Genomic DNA, 16,686 nt, shown 5'->3' on the forward strand with positions numbered 1-16,686 from the left:
GGCCTCACCGCCGCTGGCGAAGCCTGGAGCGTGGTCGATGAACGCCACCCAGCCGCCGGACGCGCGGAGCGAGAGGTCCGCCAGCCGAGGGAAGCCCGTCAGCCAGCGGCGGGCAGCCCCCGAGCCCAAGGGAGACAGGGACAACACCACGGGGTCAGACGAGTCCTCGCCTGATTGCACCGAGGCAAACCACCTCCGCGAAGGCAGGTAGCCCTCGACGCGCTCTCCAGGAGCCTCCGCCTCGTCCGGCGGAAGGCGAAGCGGGTGGTGCATCCCGGCGTCATCCAGCGTCACAATCCATTCGCCGGCCCCCTTCTCCACCCAGGTCTGATGCGTTCTCGGGTGTCTGCGATTCCGTGAGGAGGTCGCGTGAGAGTAATGGGCGGTGCGACAAAGCTTCGCCGTTCGGCCGGGGCGCCGTGCGCATGTTTTGCCGCGCAACGTTGTTGATGGTCGGGTAATCCGGCTGGTTGATGGCCATCGCTGGAGGCGCGCTTCAGCGCGCCACTGGCCGCCTCGTGCAGCATGGCGAGTGCGTCCGAGGCGAACAGTTCGCGGTCGCACCCGGCACGGGCCAGCCGCACCCGGAGATACTCCGCGGTGTCCTCCGGCGTGAGTGTCTCAATGCGCAGCCGGGTGTACAGGCGCGAGTAAAGGCTGCGGTTGTACCGGCGCACCATCCGCGACTCCAGTTCTGGCAGACCGACGAGGATGAGCGACAGCAGCGCGCGTGAGTCCCACTGGTCCTCGGCAGAAAGAACCACTACGGCAGCAAGTCCGAGAAAGGCACTCAGGTGGCCGCCCTCTTCTACTCGCTGATTGAGACGGCGAAGCTGCGCAGCGAAGACCCGGGGGACTACCTGCTGCGCGCCGCCCTCGCCGCCATCGAGAACCCCGGCACCGTTACTTTGCCGAAGAGCCTCGACTGACCGCCGACCGTCCGGCGCGCTCTGACCCGATCCGCACACGCTGGAAGGGGGCACGGCGAGTTCTTACCCAGAATCGCCCGCACCCCGGGGGCCCCTTCACGTACGCCAAGATCCGACGCCTGCCTCCACACCTCACGCAGGCGAACATGTCGAAGTCGAACGTCCTCCTGAGCAACTCGACCCAGTTCACTCGGGGTCTCCTCTCCTTCATCCGCTCCTTCCTGGCCGCTGCCTCACGTCCTGCGCTCGCCTCCTCCGCACATGCTTGAGGAATCCCGTAAAGCTGTCAGGAGTACCCTCCGCGATGCCAATCCGGAGAGTCGCTTCTTCCAGGAACATCGCGGAGCATCGGCTGGTGTCCCATACACCCCATCGGAAAGGCCAGGATGGCGAGGTCTTGCGGCATACTACCTGGGTGGTATTTTGCGTGTGGCGGCTCCTGTGTACGGTCAGTTGAACACGAGCGGACGTGTCATAGGTGCACACCCCGCTCCAGCAACGTGGCAGGTGACGTCAGGGTCGAAATGAAGTTTCGGCTTGAGAAGAGGCTCGCCATTGAACCACTTCACGTCTTCCCTGCCTTTGAGCAGGTGTTCAGGTTTGTCCGTCGTTGTGAGGGGTAATCATTGGTAACTTCGCTCAGGAAAACTTCGGCAGGAGGAGTGTACTCACGGACTCCAAAGATTCAGGCCAAACTGGTCGAACTGGAGGCGCTATCGCGAGACGAGCTGATGGCCAGGGCTCACATCTCGCGTCGAGAGGACCCAGGCTATGTGCCGAGCGAGTGCCTGCTTTACTTCGTTCGAGCCAGTCGGGAACATGAGCCCGACGCCGCCTCCGAGCAGTTCTACAGAATCTTGTTGGCGCGGGTCCTGCGCTGTCTCCCGAAGGCAGAAAACACAGACGGGAGCGGTGTGTCGCTGACCAGGAGCAACATCAGGGAGAAGGTGCTCTTCCAGTTTGTCGAGTTGCTTGCCGCCGACCGGCGATCCTATTCAGAACGGCTCGACTTCTTCGAAGTGCGCTTCGACGGCGCGCTCGCGAACCTGAAGCGCGACGCCAAGCGTCCAACCTGGCGCGACGAGAAACGCTCGGTTGCTCTCGAACTCGATGAGGAAACGGGCGAGCCTTCAGTCGAGATTGAACGGGCGGCGGGCAGCTTCGACCCTTTCGCCGCCATGGAGAATGCCTCCGCCGCATACCAGTCGCGTCTTGATGCTGCGATTGAAGCCTTGCCGACAGAGCACAAGAGGGTCATAGAAATGCTTCGACAAGGCTTTCCCATCGATTCCAAGGAACCAGGCGCAATTACCATTTCTGGTACCCTGAAAAGGTCCGAGAAGACGATCAGGACGTATCGCGACAAGGCTTTTTCCAGCCTGCGTGCGATGCTGTCCGAAGGAGACGAGCCATGACGTCCCACACTTCCCGACCATCACGTGACGATGTGCTGAACGCCTTCTCAGTGGAGCCCGACCCGGATCGGAAAACGCTCGAGCGCTACCTGCGCGACCATCCAGACCTCGCCCCCGAACTCGTTGACCTGTCGCGAGAGCTCTCCCGGGGTGTCTGTGAGGACGAGGAACCGCTGACACCGGAGGACGAGGTGTTGATTGATGCCGGATGGAGCCGTCATCGGGGAGCCACTCCGCAATCCGTGAGCCCATTCGACGCTCTGTCGCTGGATGAGCTGCGTGACCTCGCGAAGCGCCTGGAGGTGCCGCGGCAGGTCATCACCGCCTTTCGGGAGCGCCGGGTGGACGTCGCCTCGGTGCCGAGACGCTTTCTGACGCGCCTGGCAGCCGCGTTGAACAGCACGCTCGACCTGCTTGTCAGTACCCTCAAGCCGCAACACACGCCGGAACTGGCCCGGAGCTACAAGTCGAACACCAAGCCGATGGTGGCGGCGCCCGTGAGCTTCGAGCGCCTGTTGATCGACGCGGGCGTGCCCGAGGAGCGGCGCGCTGGGTTGATGGCGGACGACAACTGACGATGGACGCGGTCGAACTGGGGCGGCAGGTCGCGGCCGCGTTGCATGCGCAGGCGGTCGCTGGAGGGCTCAATCCCTGGTGCCCCTACGAGTTCGCGGTGGCGGAAGCCAAGCGCCGAGGGCTCGACGTCGAGCCCACCGCCGCCGGGGCCGCCGTGCTGAATGGGGCGCGCGCCACGTTCATCCCCAGTGAAGGTCTCATTCTCCATGAGAACGTCGGGACGCCCTTCATGCGAGCGTTCCTGGTGGCTCACGAGCTGGGCCATGTGGAACTCGGGGATGACCCCGACACGGAACCGGTCCGGGAGATTGACCCCGCGCGCTCGGCGGAGCCCTCGCCGGTGGGCGTCGAGCGCGTGGTGGACTACGGCCGTCGACAGCGGCGCGAAGTACAGATGGATTTGTTCGCGCGCGAGTTCCTGCTTCCGCGCGCCGTGGTGCGCAAGCTCCACCTCGAAGACGGGATGTCCGCTGCGGCCGTCGCGGAACGGCTCGGTGCGCCCTTCGACGTGGTGGCCCAGCAGTTCCTCGATGCGCTTCTCCTGCCGCCCATCCCTCCCAGGCACCTGGACGAATGGATTGAGCGGCCGCTCAATCCGCTGCAGCGCGCCGCAGCCGCCCATCGCGGTGCTGCCTACCTGCTCGAAGCCGGCCCTGGCACCGGCAAGACCCAGACGCTCACCGGACGCGTCGAAGGGCTCCTGGCCGACGGCGTCGACCCCCGCCGGATTCTCCTGCTGACCTTCTCCAACAAGGCAGCCAGAGAGATGTCGGATCGAATCGCCCGCAGGAACAAGGCGGCCGCGACGGCGATGTGGATCGGCACGTTCCATTCCTTTGGCCTGGACCTCATCCACCGATTCCATGTCGAGTTGGGGCTCCCGAAGGAGCCACGTATGATGGACCGGGCCGAGGCCGTGGAGCTCCTCGAGCAGGAGTTTCCACGGCTCGGATTGGTGCACTACCGCAACCTCTACGACCCGACCCAGCATATCTCCGACATCCTGACGGCGATCTCCCGCGCCAAGGATGAGGTCGTGGACGAAGCGCGCTATGGCGCGCTCGCTGAGCAGATGCTTCGCGACGCCCTGAACCCCAAGGAACGGGAGGCGGCGGAGCGGGCGCTGGAGGTCGCTCGCGTCTATGCGGCCTACGAGGCCTTGAAGCGGCGGTCGCACCGGATTGATTTCGGTGACCTCGTGGCCCTGCCTGTGCGGCTCCTGGAAGGCAACCCTACGATTCGCGCTCACCTGCGGGGCCAATACGACCACGTCCTGGTGGACGAGTACCAGGATGTGAACCGAAGCAGTGTCCGTCTCCTGGCGGCCTTGCGCGGCTCCGGTGAGAACCTCTGGTGCGTGGGGGATGCGAAGCAGTCGATCTACCGCTTCCGCGGTGCGTCGTCATTCAACATGGCTCGCTTCGGGGCGGAGGACTTCGCTGGGGGTTCGCGCGGCCGACTGAGGAGGAACTACCGTTCGGTCGAGGAGGTGGTGAGCGCGTTCTCCGCCTTCGCCGCGAGCATGAAGGCCGGCGACCCGGATGGCGGTCTGGAATCCAAACGGGGCGCGGGTGGCAGCCGCCCCGAACTGCGCACCGTCGACCGTGCGGAGCAGCAGACGGGGGCGCTGGCTGAAGCAATCGAGGAGATGCGGCGTGAAGGCCACGCCTATCGCGACCAGGCCGTGCTCTGTACGGGCAACGAGACGTTGTCGACGCTGGCACGCGACCTCGAGCGTCTGGGCGTTCCCGTCCTGTTCCTCGGAAGTCTGTTCGAACGGCCGGAGGTCAAGGACCTGCTTTCCCTGCTGTCGCTTCTCACCGACCGCTGGGCCATGGGGCTCGTTCGAGTGGGCTGCTGGCCCGAGTTCACCATGTCGCTCACCGACGTCGCCGCAGTGTTCGACCATCTACGCCAAGCCAATGCGGTGCCCGGTGCATGGTTGCACGACCCTGGTGCGATAGCCGGGGTGTCCCAGGCCGGCCGGGCCGCACTCAAGGAACTGGCGAGGACGCTGCGCGACTTCGACCAGGCCGCATCGCCATGGACCGTGCTCGCGAGCGTGTTGCTCGAACGGACGCGCATGGCTGCACGGCTGGCCAGTTCGTCCGACGTCTCCGATAGGACGCGTGGAATCGCAATCTGGCAGCTGATGAACTTCCTGCGCGTGCAGCCGTCTGGCTCCGGCCTACCCATCGTCCGTCTCCTCGACCGGGTGCGCAAGCTCGTTCGGCTGGGCGATGACCGCGACCTGAGGCAGCTGCCCGTTGCAGCGCATGGCCTCGATGCGGTGCGGCTCATGACCATCCATGGCGCGAAGGGGCTGGAGTTCCCGGTCGTGCATGTGCCGGGCCTCAATCAGGACACCCTGCCCCGAAAGCCGCCCCTGCCGCCGTGTCCTCCGCCGGAGGGAATGGTCGAAGGCGGGCAGGGCAGCGCAGCGGAGGTCTTCCGCGCCGGGCAGGCCGAAGAGCAGGAGTGCTTGTTCTACGTGGCCCTGTCGCGGACGCGTGACCGGCTGTTCCTCTATGCCCCGACGAAGAAGTCCAATGGACATGCCCGGGCGTTGTCCGTCTTTCTCGACCGTCTGGGGGCGTCCCTGGGCCGACGGAAGGTGAGCCCCGCCCCGGAGATGTTACTGCCGCCCGAGACGGGCGAAGTCACGCTCAAGGTTCGCGGCCGGCTTCGCTTCAGCGAACAGCAGATTTCGCTCTATGGGCGCTGCCCGCGGCGCTTCTTCTACGCGCACGTCCTGCGGACTGGCGGCCGCAGGACGACGACGGCCTTCATGCAGATGCACGAGGCGGTCCGCACCGTCTATCAGGCCGTCGTTGCTGGCAACGGACCGATTCCAGAGGAGCGCGAGCTGGAGCGAGGCGTGATGGCCGCGTTCGACGCCCACGGCTTGGCGGGGCACGGCTATGTCGACGACTTCAAGGCGGTCGCTCTTTCCATGCTCCAGTACTTCCTTTCGGTTCGTGCCGGGAGCAGGTCGGAGCCGCCGGCCGAACTCCTCCTGACCTTCGCTCAGGACGAAATCATCGTCTGGCCGGACGACGTGTGCGTGCGCCCGGATGGCGTCCGGGCGTTTCGTCGAATCCAGACCGGGCACTTCAAGTCGGCCGAGACCACGGACGTGGGCGCCGCCGCATTTCTTCTCGCCACCCAGCGGGTCTTCCCGGGGGCCGTTGTCGAGTTGGTCCACCTGGCCGACCAGACCTCGCGGCCCCTGAGCCTGACGACCCGGGAACTCCAGAGTCGTCAGGACAAGCTCATCGAATTCTTGCAGGGGATTCGGCAAGGGCGCTTCCCTGCCGACCCGTCGGTGCGCACGTGCCCGGGGTGCCCGGCCTTCTTCGTGTGTGGGCCGACCCCGGAAGGCACCCTCTCGAGAGAATTCTGACCGACGTTACCGGTTGCCTGTCGTCGTGACGATTGAGCCTTCAGAGGGCTGGGAGTGACCCGGCTCCACTTTGAGGACTCAACGAACATGAAGAACGACGAACCTCTGGAGTACGACGACGTAGGAGCCGCGCTGCGGGAGGGCCGGGCCCTGCGGCCCGCGCGGAGCTACCGCATCCTCGTCGCGCAGGGCGACCTCTCCTTCCGCCCCGTGGACGTGGCCGACCCCGTTCCCTTGGGACGGCAGATTCTCGCCAGCGTCGGACTGGACCCACGCGGGGGCTTCAGCCTCTTCGCCATCCTGGCCTCCGGCGACTTCGAGGACCTCCGCCTCGACGAGCCGTTCGACCTTCGCGCGCGCGGGGCCGAGCGCTTCGTGGCCTTTCAGACCGACCGCGATTTCAAGCTGACGCTAGATGACAACCAGCTCGCGTGGGGCAAGCCGGCCATCAGCGGCGCAGCGCTCTACACTCTCGCGAAGGTGGGCAAGGGCCAGGCGGTGTTCCTCGAGGTGCGCGGGGGGGAAGACCGGCTCATCTCGCCCCAAGACCTGATCGACCTCACGGCCCCGGGTATCGAGCGCTTCATCACCGGCCCTATGCCGGCCCAGACGTTCGAAATCATCGTGAACGCCCGGCCGCGCGTCGTGAACGACAAGCGGGTGACCTTCGAGCAGGTCGTCCAGTTGGCCTTCCCCGGCTCGCATGAGCCGAACGCCGTGTTCTCGATGACCTACCGCCACGCCGCCTCGAAGCCGCACGCCGGCGAGCTCGGCGCCGGGGGCTCCGTTGAAGTCAAGGAAAAGGGGACGATCTTCAATGTCACCAAGACCGTTCAGTCATAGTCCCGACTTGAAGCGGCTGCGCGACGAAGGCTACTTCGTGCAGCTCCAGGGGGGCTTCCTCATCATGCGTGAGGTGCCCTACGTCGATGCGCAGCGGCAGGTGCGGATGGGGTCGCTCATCTCCACCCTGAACATGGCGGGTGACGTCACTCGCCAGCCGGACACGCACGTTGTCTACTTCAATGGGAACTTCCCGTGTCAGTCCAACGGCACCCCCCTTCAGGGGATTGCCAACCAGAGCGCTGACTTCAACCTTGGGAACGGGGTGACCGCGAAGCACCTCTTCTCCAGCAAGCCTCCGAACGGCTACGCCGACCACTACGAAAAGATGACAACGTACGCGAGCATCCTCTCGGGGCCTGCGTCCGTCCTGAAGCCAGGCGTCAGTCCCCGCACCTTCCGGATGCCGGAGGCCGAGGAGGATAGCGTCTTCAATTACACGGAAACCGCGTCGGACCGCGTGGGAATCGGCGCGCTGACCGAGCGCCTCTCGGCGGAGAAGGTGGCGATCATCGGCCTCGGTGGCACTGGCTCCTATGTGCTCGACTTCGTCGCCAAGACGCCGGTCCGGGAGATCCGGCTGTTCGATGGCGACGAGTTCCTGCAGCACAATGCGTTTCGCGCACCGGGCGCAGCGTCCATCGAGGAGTTGCGTGAGGCGCCGAAGAAGGTCGACCATCTGAAGGCCATCTATTCGAGGATGCACCGGCGGATTGTTGCCCATGCAGTCCTGCTCGACGTGGGCACCATCCACCTTCTGGATGGAGTCTCCTTCGCGTTCGTCTGCGTGGATGCAGGGCCCGCCAAGCGCGTCATCGTGGGTCGGCTGGAGGCGCTTGGGGTGCCGTTCGTGGATGTTGGGATGGGCCTGGAGTTGGTCGATGGCTCCCTCGGCGGCATCCTGCGGGTGACGGCGAGCACGCCGCGCAAGCGCGACCACGTTCACAAGGGCCGTATCTCCTTCGAGGGTGGCGGTGTGGACGACCTCTACTCCTCCAACATCCAAGTCGCCGACCTGAACGCGCTGAATGCGGTGCTGGCCGTCATAAAGTGGAAGAAGCTCCGCGGCTTCTACCGCGACCTCGAGCGTGAACACCACAGCACCTATACGACCGACGGCAACATGCTCCTGAACAGTGATTGCGAATGATGCGATACCCTCGTCTGGAACATCGGTTCGTGCAGTACATCCCGGAGCGGATGGAACCGGGAATACTCTACGTTTCAATGGAGTATGGCACGGTCGTCCATCGCTGCTGCTGCGGCTGTGGCGAGGAAGTCGTGACGCCCTTGACGCCGACCGACTGGAAGCTGATCTACGACGGCGGGACGATTTCGCTGAGGCCATCGGTCGGCAACTGGAACTTGGCGTGCCGTTCGCACTATGTGATCGACCATGGGCGGGTGATTGAGGTCGGCCCCTGGTCCGACGAGCGGATTGCGGCGGATCGTCGTCGGGACAAGATCGCCAAGGAGCGCTACTACGGCCCGTCCAAGACGACCGAAGAGGCCGTGCCGACTGCTGCTGTTCCGCCGCCTGAAGTTGACCGAAGTCTGTATGCAAGGCTGGGGCGATGGCTGTTGAGGCTGTTGCATGGCCGCAGTACAGCGCATAAGAGGGATGGGGGCCCTGTTGAGGGGGAAGGAGGGTGCAGAGGGGCCGAGGAGGGCCGCTGACGGGGCCGCCCGAGCGATGCTCCCGGCCGGTGGACAGGCCGCTTGAGCCCCCTTGGGGCACACGCCTGCCCAGGCCGCGCTCTCTTCAGGTGCGTGGCAGGAGCCTGGGCCTGTTGGTTGTCTTGAGCCTCAACACCATACGGCCTGGGGTGGCCCTCGTGCCGGGGCCAACCTCGCACATGCCGTGGGCAAGCCCAGGTGCTCCAGAATCGCCCGCCCCCTGGTGCCCCTTCACGTACGCGAAGACCCGACGCCTGCCTCCACACCTCACGCAGGCGAACACGTCCAAGCCGAACGTACTCCTGAGCAACTCGGCCCAGTCCACTCGCGGTGTCCTCTCCTTCATTCGCTCCTTCCTGGCCGCTGCCTCAAGCCCTGCGCTCGCCTCCTCCGCACCTGCTTGAGGGACCAGAAGTGGTCGCAGTTTGGCGCCTGGAGCGAAGACGCGTAACCGTCCGGGCAGTGACGTGGCGTAAGGGTCCGCTCAGAAATTACTTGGCCGGTTTCTGCGTCTGGAGGCCGATTTTCAGGGGGTAGGAACGCCTCTCAGGGCTAAGTAAATTGTAACCGTTCACCGGCTGGTGCCTGCTTGAGGAGCCATCGGGGCAGCGGACGGTGGGCGGGACGGCGCTCGACGGTGTTGGACGCGGCGTGACACACCGCCACTCGTGGCGGAACTCGACCCCCGGGACGCGCGGATTGCGAAGCTGGAGGCGCTGCTGGAAGCGGCGCTGGAGCGAATCGCACACTTGGAGGAAGAGAACCGGCAACTGCGCGAGGAGAACCGGCAGCTGCGCGAAGAGAACCGGCAGCTCAAGGAGCGGCTGAATCTCAATTCGAGCAACTCCTCGAAGCCCCCCTCCGCGGATGCCCCCGGCACGCCGCGTCCACTGAAGAAGCCCACGGGCCGCCGCCCCGGTGGTCAGCCAGGGCACAAGAAGCATGAGCGAAGTCTCCTACCGCCCGAAGCCGTGCAGCACGTCGTCGAGTTGGTGCCCAAGCAGTGCCAAGGCTGCGGGCACCGGTTGGAGGGCAGAGATTGCGAGCCGCGCCGCCACCAGGTAGTGGAAGTGCCGCCGTTGTCAGCCGTCGTCACCGAGTACCGCAGCCACGCCCTGGAGTGTTGATGGTCACCAAGAAGCGCTGATTCCTGGTCATGGACGGCGAGGAGTTCGGAAACCGCGCGGCCAGGGGCAGCGCTGGGAGCAGCCGAAAAGTTGAGGAGTGGGAAGCGCGCCGGTGGAGTCCAGGGCAGCGCGTGTCCAGAAAGTCAGAAGGCCCACCAGCGACACCTGGAGGGCCTTCCTGGGGGCGCGCCCTGGTGTGCGAGAGGGGCGAGCCGGTGAGGGAGGGGTAGCGCACTCCGGGGCGCGGCGCCAGAAGTCGGCGCGCGCACGGGAAGGTGTGCGTGGAGTCGTTGCGTTTGGCGGTGTGCGGACGGCCGGAGTGCCGTCGGTTGTTCCAGCTGTGCAGCCGGTGTGACAGGGGGCAGCGCTACTGCGGGCGCAGGTGCGGGGTGCTGGCGCGCGCGGAGTCGGTGCGTGCGGCCGGGCGGCGCTACCAGCGCACCCGAGACGGCCGGCATGCGCACGCGGAGCGCCAGGCCGCGTACCGGGGGCGGCAGCAGAAAGTGACGCATCAGGCTCCCCCGCCAGGGGCCCTGGAGGTGACGGTGTCGCCCGCGCCGGCCCAGGCCACCACGCAGGTGGCCGCGGAGCCGAGCGCAGCGAGGCCCCCTGAGTATGCGCCACCGTCCCTTCCTGCGTGCACGTCCTGCGGACGCGCCAGTCCATTCCTCCGCCACACCACCCTGGCGCGCACCCGACTGGGCCCGCGCTGGCGGCGCTGCCCTGCGTGAGGAGGTGCGAGGATGATTGGCCTTGAGGTACGCGCCCGGATTCGCAGGCTGCACCACGCGGAGGGCTGGCCGGTGGGCACCATCGCCGTGCAGTTGGGGCTGCACCACGACACCGTGGAGGCGGCCCTGGAGGACGTGCCGGTAGCCAGCGCCGACAGCAGCACGGCGAAGCCCACGGTGCTGGGCCCCTACACGGCCTTCATTGACGGCACCCTCAAGGCCCACCCGCGCCTGAGGGCCACGCGCCTCTTCCACATGGTGAAGGCCCGTGGCTACCCGGGCGGCTACGAGCAGGTGAAGCGCTACGTGCGGCGGGTGCGCCCGGGGCCTCAAGCCGAGGCCTTCCTGCGCCGCACCACGCTGCCGGGCGAAGAGGCCCAGGTGGACTGGGGCAGCTTCGGCAAGGTGCAGGTAGGGCGGGCCACCCGGACGCTCTCCTGCTTCGTCCTGGTGCTGGGCCACTCGCGCGCCATGTACGCGCGCTTCTTCCTGGGCCAAACCATGGAGTGCTTCCTCCAGGGCCACGTCCAGGCCTTTGAAGCGCTGGGCGGCGTGCCGCGCAGCCTCCTCTACGACAACCTGAAGTCCGTCGTGCTGGAGCGGGCCGGAGACGTCATTCACTTCCACCCGCGCATATTGGAAGCCGCCGGCCACTACCACTTCGTCCCCAAGCCCTGCGCCCCCTACCGCGGCAATGAGAAGGGAAAGGTGGAGCGCACCATCCGCTACCTGCGCGACTCCTTCTTCGCCGCGCGCACCTTCCACGGCCTCGACGACGTCAACCGCCAACTTCAGCGCTGGGTGGAGGAGGTGGCCCACCAGCGCCGGGTGCCCGGCGACGCCTCGGGCCGCACGGTGGCGCAGGCCCTGGAAGCCGAGCGCCCCCTGCTGCTGCCGTTGCCCGCGCACCCGCTGCCCACCGACGTGCTGCGCCCCGTCTCCTCCGGGAAGACGCCCTACGTGCGCTTCGACGGCAACGACTACTCCATTCCCGACGGTTTGGTACGCCGGCCCCTCACGCTGGTGGCCTCCGCCACCACGGTGCGTCTCCTCGACGGCGCCGAGGAAGTCGCCTCTCACGTGCGCAGCTGGGACAAGGGCGCCGTCGTCGAGGACTCAAGCCACCTGGTCGCCCTGGCCAGGCGCAAGGCCCACGCCCACGAGCTGCGCGGCAGGGACTTGCTGCGCGCCCGCTGCCCCCGCGCCGAGCAACTCCTCCAGGCCCTCGCAAACCGCGGCGACAACCTCGGCAACCACACCGTGAAGCTGCTGGCGCTGGCCGACAGGTACGGCTCCGCGGAAACCGACGCCGCCATCGCCGAGACGCGCGCTCGCGGCGCACTCGGCCCCGCCTCCGTCGCCCACATCTACGAGTAACGCAGCCGCAAGAGGGGCGCCCCTCCACCGCTGCCCCACGTGCTGCCGGATGACCCGCGCGTGCGCGAGCAGCGCGTCCCCCAGCACTCCCTCAACGCCTACGACGTCCTCCTCGGGCGCGACTCGGAGCAAGCGCCATGAGTCCCTTGAAAGAGCGCCTCACCACCCTGGGCCTGCACCACACCAGCGACACCCTCGAAGACTTCATCGCCCTGGCCACCAAACGCAGGTGGGGGCCCATGGAGTTGCTGGAGGCCATCGCCGAGGAGGAGACGAAGGACAGGGCCCGTCGCAGCGTGGAGCGGCGGCTGTCGCGCAGCAAGCTGGGCGCCCTCAGGACGATGGCCGACTTCGACTGGGGCTGGCCCAAGCACATTGACAGGACGGCCGTCGAGAGCGCCCTCGCGCTGGACTTCATGGCCCGCCCCGCCAACGTCGTCCTCGTCGCGCCCCAGGGCCTGGGCAAAACCATGATTGCCCAGAATATCGCCTACAACGCCGTGCAGGCTGGCCACTCCGTCCTCTTCACCACCGCCGCCCAACTGCTGCTCGACCTCGGAAGCCAGGACTCCGCCCGAGCTCTCGACAGGCGCCTGAAGCACTACTGCACCCAGGCGGGGCTGCTCGTCATCGACGAGATTGGCTACCTCTCCTACGACGCCAGGAACGCCGACCTCCTCTTCCAGGTGGTGTCGCGCAGGTATGAGAAGAAGCCGATTGTCCTGACGACCAACCTCCCGTTTTCGGAGTGGACCACCATCTTCCCCAACGCCGCGTGCGCCATCGCCCTCATTGACCGCGTCATCCACCACGCGAGCATCATCAGCATCAAGGGCGACAGCTACCGCAGGCGCATGGCCGAGGAGTCGCGCGCGCAGCGCAAGGCCAAGAAGAGCTGAGCGTCCCGAGTCACCGCTGCCCACCGGCCTCGCTCCGCGCCCCGCAACCGGGACGCAGAGCGAGGCCGTCTTGCTCGCCCTCAAATCCCAACCCGCGCTTGTCGATGACCAGAATCCCGCGCTCCGCGATGACTGCGTCGATGACCAGAATCCCGCGCTCTTCGATGACCGCCAACATTTGCGGCGCGAGCACCCCAGCGCCTCGGTGCTGCTGCTGCTGCGCACGCTGGTGGCCCAGCGCCGGCTGCGCCAGGGGGCCGTCAGTCCCACCACCGTGCGCAGACTCTTCGCCTCGGCGGGGTTGGACAGGGTGTCCCAGCGCAAGAGTCCGGCGGGCACCCCGCGCAGGCGCAGGGAGGCGGCCTTCCCCGGCGCCCTCTGGCATGGGGACGTCTGCCACGGCCCCACCCTGGCCGGAGGCGTGGCGCTGCGCGTGCACGCGCTGCTGGACGACTCCAGTCGCTACGTGGTGGCCCTGGAAGCCCACTCCAGCGAGCGCGAAATGGAGATGATGGACCTCTTCGTCGCCGCCCTGCGCCGCAGGGGCCGCCCCGACGCCCTCTACCTCGACAACGGCTCCACCTACTCGGGCCTGGCCCTGGCCACCGCCTGCGCCCGGCTGGGCACCCGCCTCATGCACGCCCGGCCCCGTATGACACCCAGGCCCGCGGGAAGATGGAGCGCTTCTAGCGCACGCTGCGCGAGGGGCTTTTGGACCACCTGGACACCCGCCTCACCCTGGCCGAGGTGCAGCGGCGGCTGGATACCTTCCTGGAGTGCCACTACCACGGCCAGCCCCACGCCTCGTTGGTGGGGAACCCGCCGGCGATGGCCTGGGCCGCGCGCAAGACGCACCTGCGAGCATGGGGAATTCGCCAAAGCCGCATGACGATTTTGCCCGGGCTTGATCAGCGCGCAGCGGGAACCAGGGAGCCCCCAGGGAGACGTACGGGACAGCCACTGATCTTCCTAGAGTTTACCGCTCAGTCGATAGCCCTCAGAAAACACGCACATCAAACCACCCACTTTGGGAGGAGCCTCGTAGGCATCATCTCATAACTCTCTGCCTTCATCACCCTCACAAACATAAAATCTCCGAGATTTGAATTTACTTTGAGCTGATTGCTCCATATAACTGCCGAAACTTGGGGCGTGTCGCCCTGATGCAATGGAGCAGCGCCTTGAAGTTCGAGCGAGAGACGAGAGTCCGCGACCTCTATGCGAGGGACATCCGAGAGGTCCGTCCGGGTGAGCGGGTGATCGGGAAGGAGTGCCGATACGGCGAGTCCGGAATGCGGGTCGACCTGCGCACGGTCGATACCAGCGATCTGATCCGGGAGTGGGAATTCAAGATTTACGCGAGGTACGAGTCTTTGGGACAAATCCAGGTATACGTCTATCAGGCTCTCTGTGCGAACCCCGGACGACAAGTGCGCGGCGTCATCGCAGCTTTCGATTTCCAGCCGGAACTCCGCCAAACCGTCCGCAGCCTGAGCCTCAACATCGAGTTGGTCACCATCCCGCATTGGATGGCGCAGGCCGGGGGCGTGCCGCTCTCGGCCCCCCCCGTCAACGTCGTGAAGATCCCCAAGGGCATCTGATTCGGCCCCAAGAAAAGGAGAAGTTCGTGATTCACATTCCGAAGGTCGATCTCATCAAGATCAGCAGCATCCCGCCGGACCCGAACTACAACGGGTTGCGCATCATCCGCTTCCAGTCGGATGTGCAGGCGCAGCAGGACTACCTGAACAACCGCTACCAGTGCCTGCACCAGCCGGAGGAATACTCAATCGTGCGTGCAACGGTGTGCCGCAAGGGTGTTTCGACCAACCTCACCCGGCGGCGCATCGTCGCGGTGATTCATCCAACGCTGAAGCAGTTCACCGACCTGGTCCAGTACGACCCTTCATCTCCTCCGCCGAACAACTTCCAGGCGGCCGAGATGAAGATGGCGCACGACCAGACCCAGAGCGACTTCAAGGGCGCGAAATCCGCCAACAAGGCGGACTTCGCCAGCTACATCATTCAGGGTCTGACCGGCGCGCGCCCGGTGTACCTGCCCATGGTGTCCGGCTGGCAGTCGAAGTCAGTGTTCGACCGGACCGTCTTCGTGGCCTTCGACGAGGAGGACCCCAACGCGATGTACGGCCGCCTCTTTCTACCGAAGTTGCCCATCATGCAGGCTGACGGGCAGACGCAGACGGCCGCGCTGTTTCAGGTGGCGCACTCCGCAGACGCCCAGGCCACCGGCGCGCTCGATAGCCTGTGCGTGACGCTGGAGGTCGAACTGAATGTGGACGAGCGCGGGGCAGGCCAGAGCTTCGCTGACCGGAACGGCCGTGGGTCGAAGAAGAACTTGAACCTCGTCATTGGCATGGACACATCATCCGCGCTCAGCGAACTCCGGATGCAGGCCATCAAGGACACAGTGTTCGAGAAGCGATTGGCGACGGGGAGGACCACCGGCACGAGCGAGACGGCGACCGGGAACATTGTGGACCTCTCCACGATGGAGCAGATGCTCCTCAACGTCATCTCGGGAGGGCGCAAGAAGCCTGAGCACATCCAACACGAGTACGTGCCTCACTTCGTGCCGTACGTGAAGGAGTTCCTGACCATGCTCGACGAGACCTTCTCGGAGAACTGGCCGAAGGACACGCCGGAGGACAAGGACACCTTCCGGCGCCTCTATGTGCACGGCTGGCCCTTCGCCCTCAAGGCGATCGCATTGGCGTACTACGATGCGCGTATCGACGTGCTGGGCCCCCTCGGTGCGGCCATTGGCGCGAAAAGCGCATTGAAGACGACTGCTCAGGCGTTCGAGGAGGCGGCCGAAGAGGCGCGTAAGAGCGGCAAGTTCAAGAAGCCTGCGGTGGACTTCGAAGAACTCAAGACCCGTCTCAAGGCGATCGACTGGTACCGCTACCGCAAGCACTGGGTCCAGCTCACGGGTCCGAAGATGGGCAAGGACGGCAAGCCCCGGCCCATCACCATCAAGGGTTCGGGGGAGATAGTGGTCCTTGGTCAGGCGCAGAACACCAACCTAGTCATCGACGCCGTGGCGGCAAAGCTCATGTCGGCGACCTGGAATGATCTCTGCTCCACTGAGAATTACCCCCTGACCAAGTAGTCGCTCGCGTGGTTGGTTGCGGAGCGCCTCGCCCCATCGAAAGAGGCGCGCCGCACTGCGTTTTGGGTGAGGAGGATTTGGTGCGAGGTCAGATCCATAGGTGCGTAAACAAGTTCAGGCGACATCCCTGGCTGCGGTCTTCCGTAAGCGTCCGGCCAACGACGTGATGAGGGGCGTTGAGTGACGCGCCGCCGCCGTGGACCCTGGCGCGCATGTCGAAGCCGGTGGAGAAGCAGGAGTGGTTCCGTGTCGCCGAGGCTTTCGAGGCGAGCGGGCTGACGCAGGTGGAGTTCGCGCGGCAGCGGGGCGTGCGGCTGAGCACTGTGCAGTCGTGGGTGTACCGTCGGCGCCGACACCTGGCGGCGAAGGCCGAGCCGGTCCGCCTGCTGCCAGTCCAGGTGACGGCCCCTGTGGAGCCGAGCACCACCCTCGTTGAAGTCGTCACGGAGGGTGGGGCTCGCCTGCGCTTTGCCGTGGGCGTTGACGTGGGGTACGTGGCCCGACTCGTCGCCGCGCTGGGGCGGTGAGGCGGTGTTCGCCCTTCCTGCGTCGGTGCGCGTGGTGCTGGCCACCGCGCCC

General features: G+C 66.0%; 14 protein-coding genes and 1 pseudogene. 14 read left to right on the forward strand and 1 reads right to left on the reverse strand.

Features of this window, described 5'->3' with window-relative positions; genetic code table 11:
• Window positions 1-290 precede the first annotated feature (290 nt).
• Entirely contained in the window at window positions 291-764 is a 474-nt protein-coding gene (locus HV824_RS22170) for a hypothetical protein (protein ID WP_176424159.1), read from the reverse strand.
• A gap of 30 nt (window positions 765-794) precedes the next feature.
• On the opposite strand from HV824_RS22170, the gene HV824_RS37590 reads away from it, so the two are divergent.
• The 14 genes and pseudogenes from HV824_RS37590 to HV824_RS22235 all read left to right on the forward strand — a co-directional run bounded on the left by HV824_RS37590 (window position 795) and on the right by HV824_RS22235 (window position 16,634).
• Window positions 795-929 carry a hypothetical protein gene (locus HV824_RS37590; RefSeq protein WP_255208244.1) on the forward strand — a complete coding sequence of 45 codons (135 nt, stop codon included), beginning with the start codon at window positions 795-797 and terminating at the stop codon, window positions 927-929.
• A 662-nt stretch (window positions 930-1,591) separates the two neighbouring features.
• Complete coding sequence (locus tag HV824_RS22175) at window positions 1,592-2,344, forward strand: hypothetical protein (RefSeq protein WP_217917627.1); 753 nt, start codon at window positions 1,592-1,594, stop codon at window positions 2,342-2,344.
• Window positions 2,341-2,919 carry a hypothetical protein gene (locus HV824_RS22180; protein ID WP_176424160.1) on the forward strand — a complete coding sequence of 193 codons (579 nt, stop codon included), beginning with the start codon at window positions 2,341-2,343 and terminating at the stop codon, window positions 2,917-2,919. Before HV824_RS22175 ends, HV824_RS22180 begins: the two co-directional genes overlap by 4 nt.
• A gap of 2 nt (window positions 2,920-2,921) precedes the next feature.
• A complete protein-coding gene (locus tag HV824_RS22185; protein WP_176424161.1) occupies window positions 2,922-6,323 on the forward strand; it encodes a UvrD-helicase domain-containing protein in 3,402 nt (1,133 codons plus the stop codon).
• An 87-nt stretch (window positions 6,324-6,410) separates the two neighbouring features.
• Window positions 6,411-7,166 (forward strand): multiubiquitin domain-containing protein, encoded by a 756-nt coding sequence (locus tag HV824_RS22190; RefSeq protein WP_176424162.1) that lies wholly within the window; start codon window positions 6,411-6,413, stop codon window positions 7,164-7,166.
• A gap of 7 nt (window positions 7,167-7,173) precedes the next feature.
• Window positions 7,174-8,316 carry a ThiF family adenylyltransferase gene (locus HV824_RS22195; protein WP_217917628.1) on the forward strand — a complete coding sequence of 381 codons (1,143 nt, stop codon included), beginning with the start codon at window positions 7,174-7,176 and terminating at the stop codon, window positions 8,314-8,316.
• 29 nt (window positions 8,317-8,345) lie between these two features.
• Window positions 8,346-8,843, forward strand: coding sequence for a DUF6527 family protein (locus tag HV824_RS22200; protein ID WP_176424163.1), 498 nt, complete (start codon window positions 8,346-8,348; stop codon window positions 8,841-8,843).
• 668 nt (window positions 8,844-9,511) lie between these two features.
• A pseudogene (locus HV824_RS22205) lies at window positions 9,512-9,967 on the forward strand (DUF6444 domain-containing protein); the annotation flags it as partial.
• Window positions 9,968-10,713: 746 nt separating this feature from the next.
• Window positions 10,714-12,078 (forward strand): IS21 family transposase, encoded by a 1,365-nt coding sequence (istA, locus tag HV824_RS22210; RefSeq protein ID WP_255208245.1) that lies wholly within the window; start codon window positions 10,714-10,716, stop codon window positions 12,076-12,078.
• 137 nt (window positions 12,079-12,215) lie between these two features.
• On the forward strand, window positions 12,216-12,977 hold the full coding sequence (gene istB, locus HV824_RS22215) for an IS21-like element helper ATPase IstB (RefSeq protein WP_176424164.1): 762 nt from the start codon (window positions 12,216-12,218) through the stop codon (window positions 12,975-12,977).
• A 70-nt stretch (window positions 12,978-13,047) separates the two neighbouring features.
• Complete coding sequence (locus HV824_RS22220) at window positions 13,048-13,866, forward strand: DDE-type integrase/transposase/recombinase (RefSeq protein WP_176424165.1); 819 nt, start codon at window positions 13,048-13,050, stop codon at window positions 13,864-13,866.
• Window positions 13,867-14,158: 292 nt separating this feature from the next.
• The gene (locus tag HV824_RS22225; RefSeq protein ID WP_176424166.1) at window positions 14,159-14,578 is read left to right on the forward strand and encodes a hypothetical protein; all 420 of its coding nucleotides are present in this window, start codon (window positions 14,159-14,161) and stop codon (window positions 14,576-14,578) included.
• Window positions 14,579-14,604: 26 nt separating this feature from the next.
• Window positions 14,605-16,107: a hypothetical protein gene (locus HV824_RS22230; protein WP_176424167.1), complete on the forward strand. Its 1,503-nt coding sequence runs from the start codon at window positions 14,605-14,607 to the stop codon at window positions 16,105-16,107.
• A 176-nt stretch (window positions 16,108-16,283) separates the two neighbouring features.
• Entirely contained in the window at window positions 16,284-16,634 is a 351-nt protein-coding gene (locus HV824_RS22235) for an IS66 family insertion sequence element accessory protein TnpB (protein WP_255208246.1), read from the forward strand.
• Window positions 16,635-16,686 lie beyond the last annotated feature (52 nt).

It is taken from the genome of Myxococcus sp. AM009 (assembly GCF_013372605.1).
GTDB classification, from domain to species: Bacteria; Myxococcota; Myxococcia; order Myxococcales; family Myxococcaceae; genus Myxococcus; species Myxococcus vastator.

Coding starts and splice junctions, on each gene's coding strand:
- istB (WP_176424164.1), top strand. CDS start 12,216: ATGAGTCCCTTGAAAGAGCGCCTCACCACCCTGGGCCTGCACCACACC.
- HV824_RS22185 (WP_176424161.1), top strand. CDS start 2,922: ATGGACGCGGTCGAACTGGGGCGGCAGGTCGCGGCCGCGTTGCATGCG.
- istA (WP_255208245.1), top strand. CDS start 10,714: ATGATTGGCCTTGAGGTACGCGCCCGGATTCGCAGGCTGCACCACGCG.
- HV824_RS22180 (WP_176424160.1), top strand. CDS start 2,341: ATGACGTCCCACACTTCCCGACCATCACGTGACGATGTGCTGAACGCC.
- HV824_RS22190 (WP_176424162.1), top strand. CDS start 6,411: ATGAAGAACGACGAACCTCTGGAGTACGACGACGTAGGAGCCGCGCTG.